The organism is Micromonospora orduensis (assembly GCF_006228125.1).
Classification (GTDB): domain Bacteria; phylum Actinomycetota; class Actinomycetes; order Mycobacteriales; family Micromonosporaceae; genus Micromonospora; species Micromonospora orduensis.
The window spans coordinates 1-4,407 of record NZ_VDFY01000229.1 but is presented as its reverse complement, the minus strand read 5'-3'; the positions used below and the strand labels follow the sequence as shown (position 1 = coordinate 4,407).

Sequence of the window (4,407 nt, the reverse complement as noted above, 5' to 3'; positions counted from 1 at the left end):
CCCTTACGGGCGACCGCGACGACGTCGCGGCGGAACTCCAGGGGGAACGCTTTCGGCATGACAGACATCCTTCCAGCGAGGAACAGATCCTCACAGGTCAGGAGTCAACCGAACCGGGTGCAGTCCCGAAAACGCTCACCGCCCTGGGCGTGGATGATTTCGCGCTCCGCCGAGGGCACCGGTATGCGACTGTGCTGGTCGACGTCGAGGCCCGCTGGCCGGTCGACGTTCTGCCCGACCGCGAAGCCGGCACCCTCGCCGCTTGGCTCAGGCGGCATCCCGGCGTGCAGGTCATCTGCCGGGATCGCGCTAACGCCTATGCCGAGGGCGCCCGTGTGGGTGCGCCACAGGCTGTTCAGGTCGCCAATCGGTGGCATCTGTGGCACAACCTCGCCGAGCACGTCGAGAAGACCGTCGCCCGCCACTACCGCTGCCTGAACACCTCCCCGCAAGCGCAGCCGACGCCGGCGGTCAACGGCGGACCTGCACCAACTCTCGGCCGATGCCCTCGCTGACCGGGCAGAGCAGGGGCTGCTGGTGCCCCGAACCCGGCGCCGCTGCCAGCAGGTCCAGGCTCTGCTCGCCGAGGGGCACAGCCTCCGGGAAATCACGCGGCGACTCGGCCTTGCGCGAGGCACGGTGCGCCGCTTCGCCCGCGCCACCAGCGTCGACGATCTCCTGGCCGAACCCCGAGCCAGTCGGCGAGGGCCTGGCTGAACGCGCTGGTCAGATCGGTTGCGTCCGCGAGATCGGCCAGCAGTCGGGCACCGGCGTGGTTGACCACGCCCCGCCCGCCACCGGTGACCACGATCTTTGGACGTGTTGGGGTACCTTCACTCTGCAGGTGCCTTCCGTAACGGGATGAGCAGGACTCTCGACAAGCCCTATTTTCCCAGATCAGAAGGCACTTCTGCGTTTCCAGCTCAGCCCTGGGACAGCCGTCAACGAAGGGCTGAGGCTAATTTGATAAGAGTCGCGCACGCCTCAAGATCGCCACCCTGGATCACCGACTTTTACAACCGGCGTCGCCAGCACTCCGCCTGCGACGGCCGCCGACGGCGCGCGATCAGCGGCGCGAGCTCTGGGGCTTTAGCCGCATAGCCGAGACTCCACGTTTTCAGGGGATTGATAGCCCCCATCCCGTCAGGGCCATTAGTTTACGGTCCCGTTCACGATCTTGCCGGCGCCGCGGTGGCGAGCAGCTGTTCGCTGAGGGTTTGGTTGAGCTTTCTCAGTTGTTGTGAGGTCTCTGTCTTTTCGACGAGGTTCTTGAGGAGGCACTGCGTGCAGGTGACGGCTCCGATGATGGTCGCCCAGTCGGTGAGGTGTTCGTAGCCGGCGATGGCGAGTTTGGTGATGCGTTGAGCGGTGTTGAGGGCGAACAAGTCGCGGACTGCGTCATTGTGGGGGGCCCTGAGAAAGTCTTGGAAGTCTTCCTGAACTCCACGAATGGGTGCGGATCGGGTTTGCAGGGGTGCTGTGCCGAGGTGTCGCAGGCAGCTGTCGATTCTTTCGAGGTGTTGGTTGCTGGCGCTGGCCATGTCCTCGATTATGCGTTTGAGTGTGTCGTTGTGGACGCGGGCGCCGATGAGGAGTCCCAGAATCGAACGCGCTTCGCGTTCAATGTCCTGCATGGCCGCGAGTTCAAAGAGGAATACCTCGTTGGCTGACTTCATTCCGTTCACCATCCTTTGGCGGATACTCTGGGTGATTCGTCAGTCAATCAACTGCGAGAGGCGCTGTCTCGTTCGTTGTGGTTGGTGTCCGGTCGTCGTCGGCCGAGGGCGTCCACGACTCCCCACCGGCCGGGAATGTCTAGTAGTTCGATGCGTCTGATGCTGTCAGGAAGCGCGGGGTCGACGACGAGGTGGTTGCCGTGAGGTTGCAGTCCGAGCATCACCCGGATTAGGAGCAGCGGCGTCCCTGCGGACCATGCCTGTGGGCTGCACGCCGTTGGGTATTCTACGGGATACTTTGTTCGCTTCCGATCGTATCCAGCGAATGCTTCTGGAAGGCGGCCGTCGAAGTATCGCGCGGCGTCGAACAGCGCTTGGCAGATGATGCTGGCTTCCTCCCGGAACCCGTACCGCCAGAGGCCCCAAGCGATGATCGAGTTGTCGAACGGCCACACCGTCCCCACGTGATATCCCAGCGGGTTGTAGCGGCCGTTTCCGGTGGCGAGCGAGCGGATCCCCCAGCCGGAGAAGAGCCGTGCTCCGAGTAGGTGGCCGACGACGTCGGCGGCGCGCCGTTGGTCGACAATGCCGCTCCAAAGCAGGTGCCCGATGTTGGATGACAGGGCGTCCACCTGCCCGCCCTCGGCGTCCAGTGCCAAGGCGTAGAACCGGCCGTCGCCGACCCAGAAGTCCCGGTTGAACCGGTCCTTGAGATCGGCCGCCTCCTGCTCCAGCCGATGCGCGTAGGTCGGGTCGTCCCACAGCAGTCGAGCGAGCCGGGCGCCCCGCTTCTTCGCGTCGTAGGCGTAGCCCTGCAACTCGCAGGTGGCTCTCGGAAAGCCGGGCAGCCGGCCGTCGGCATAGGAGATCGAGTCCCACGAGTCCTTCCAGCACTGGTTCTGCAATCCCGTCTCGGGGTTGCGTGTCTGGTACCACACATATCCGGTGCCGAGCAGATCGCCGTAGGTGTCGATCCAGTCGAGTGCGGCCCGGGCCTCCATCTCGAACCGTTTCGGAAGCGAGTCGTCGCCGGTCCATCGGTGGTACTCGTCGAGAAGAATCACGAACAGCATGGTTGAGTCGGCGGAACCGAAGTAGGGAGAATGCGGTTGTTCCCCGAAGCCGGCTGATTCTCCGTAGCGCAGTTCGTGCAGAATCTTGCCAGGCTCCTCATCGCGAAAGTCATCGAAGCGAGACCCTTGGGCCAGCGCCAGCGCGGTGATGATCGGCGGTGTGAGATGTGGCAGGAAGGGCAGAGACTGCAGACAGGTGAACAGGCTGTCGCGGCCGAACAGGGTCATGAACCACGGCAGACCAGCGGCGACCAGGTGAGTGGCGGTGCTGACCGAGGTGTACCGCAGCGCTGCAAGATCGGTCAGGCTGCGCCGGTAGGTCGATGTGAGCGTCTCGCTGTCGCTGACTAGCCGTGGCGTCCTGTCCAGCCATCCGGCCAGCTCCTCGGAGATCTGCGCCGCGGAGCGGGGACGGTGCAGGCGCAGGCTGTCCCGGAAGTCGCGCTGCTGTGCGCCCAGAATATTCGTCGCCACATGCAGCCGGGTGCGCCACTCGGCGTGTGCGGGAACCTGAATCCGGAAGGTCATGCCGTGCTCATCGACATCGCCGGCCACGCTGCTGGACACCACTGTTTGCCGTTCGAAGTTGCCCCGACGATAGGTGAAACACAGCATGCCGTCACGGACGGCGACCGTGACCGGCGCCGCCTTCCGCGTTGGGTTCTTGACCTCGAACAGGTCCGCGAAGTCCGCGCCCATTTCGACCCTGACGACCAGATTCGCTGGCTTGTTTCCCTCGTTGAGCACCGCAAGATCTTCATCGAAGCTGCCACCGATCGTGCGGTGACGGATCACCGAGATGTCGGTGTCCACGTAATGGGTCGGCTCACCCGGCACCAGGAAAAATCGGCTCTCGAAATACTGCAGGTCATCCACCGACAACGCGGTAAGCCGACCGCCGTCGATGGTCAACAGCCAAGTAGACAAAAAGCGGGTGTCATAGGAGAACAGTCCTGTGGGAAAAGCAGGCGAGGGATCAACATCCCCCTGCCGGTCGCTGACCAAAAACGTGTTGCCGTCAAGAATGTTGACCAGCGGTTTCATGCTCGCTCCGCCGGCCGGCTCCGGGCGACGGTCTCATCCATCCGCTCCCGCCAACGGCAGCCATCGACCCGGTCCCTCGGATCACCCGACCCGGGCGCGGAGGGAAAGAACCGCCGAAAAACCAACAACAGTGCAACTTTCCCCATCACCGTCGCCTCATTACGCAGCATCGCGGCTATCAACTGATCATTCCCCGTGATCAGGTCGTGGAACAGGCCAGTCGACAACGTGACTGTGGCATCGGCCGGCTCGCTGCCCTTGCCCACGACAACGTTCCGGTCACGCATCGCCACGCGCCAGAACTCCCAACCGCCCCCGTCCTCCACACTGATCAACACCACACCAGCGACCCAGCCCGGAAGCACGTGCCCCGCACGAGACGACAGCGACCGGAAAAACGTCTCCCGCGCGCGTGTCAGCTCCTGTCTCGTCGGCGACATGCCCATATCGTAGGTGCGGCATGTCAACGACGGCCGAAAACGGGATTCTGAGCCGCCCCGGGTTCTGTGGAGACCTCAGCTGTTGACTCCAACCACCTCGCGGGGCTGGGGTTGAGCGTAGAACATCGATTCGTATTCGGTTGGTGGGACGTGCCCGATGGCGGAGTGCAGGCG

The 4,407-nt window shown here is 63.8% G+C and carries 4 protein-coding genes and 2 pseudogenes; 2 read left to right on the top strand and 4 right to left on the bottom strand.

Features of this window, described 5'->3' with window-relative positions; genetic code table 11:
• Positions 1-134 precede the first annotated feature (134 nt).
• Positions 135-390, top strand: a pseudogene (locus FHG89_RS33955) (ISL3 family transposase); the annotation flags it as partial.
• A gap of 147 nt (positions 391-537) precedes the next feature.
• A complete protein-coding gene (locus tag FHG89_RS34500) occupies positions 538-717 on the top strand; it encodes a helix-turn-helix domain-containing protein (RefSeq protein WP_158630814.1) in 180 nt (59 codons plus the stop codon).
• Here FHG89_RS34500 and FHG89_RS33950 read toward each other — a convergent pair.
• The 4 genes and pseudogenes from FHG89_RS33950 to FHG89_RS25715 form a co-directional block, all read right to left on the bottom strand.
• Positions 701-888, bottom strand: a pseudogene (locus FHG89_RS33950) (hypothetical protein); the annotation flags it as partial. The gene FHG89_RS34500 and the pseudogene FHG89_RS33950 overlap by 17 nt on opposite strands.
• 281 nt (positions 889-1,169) lie before the next feature.
• Positions 1,170-1,676 carry a YciE/YciF ferroxidase family protein gene (locus tag FHG89_RS25725; RefSeq protein ID WP_167517520.1) on the bottom strand — a complete coding sequence of 169 codons (507 nt, stop codon included), beginning with the start codon at positions 1,674-1,676 and terminating at the stop codon, positions 1,170-1,172.
• Between the two features lie 47 nt (positions 1,677-1,723).
• Positions 1,724-3,793: an amylo-alpha-1,6-glucosidase gene (locus FHG89_RS25720; RefSeq protein WP_139586987.1), complete on the bottom strand. Its 2,070-nt coding sequence runs from the start codon at positions 3,791-3,793 to the stop codon at positions 1,724-1,726.
• Entirely contained in the window at positions 3,790-4,233 is a 444-nt protein-coding gene (locus tag FHG89_RS25715; protein WP_158630816.1) for an SCP2 sterol-binding domain-containing protein, read from the bottom strand. Before FHG89_RS25715 ends, FHG89_RS25720 begins: the two co-directional genes overlap by 4 nt.
• Positions 4,234-4,407 lie beyond the last annotated feature (174 nt).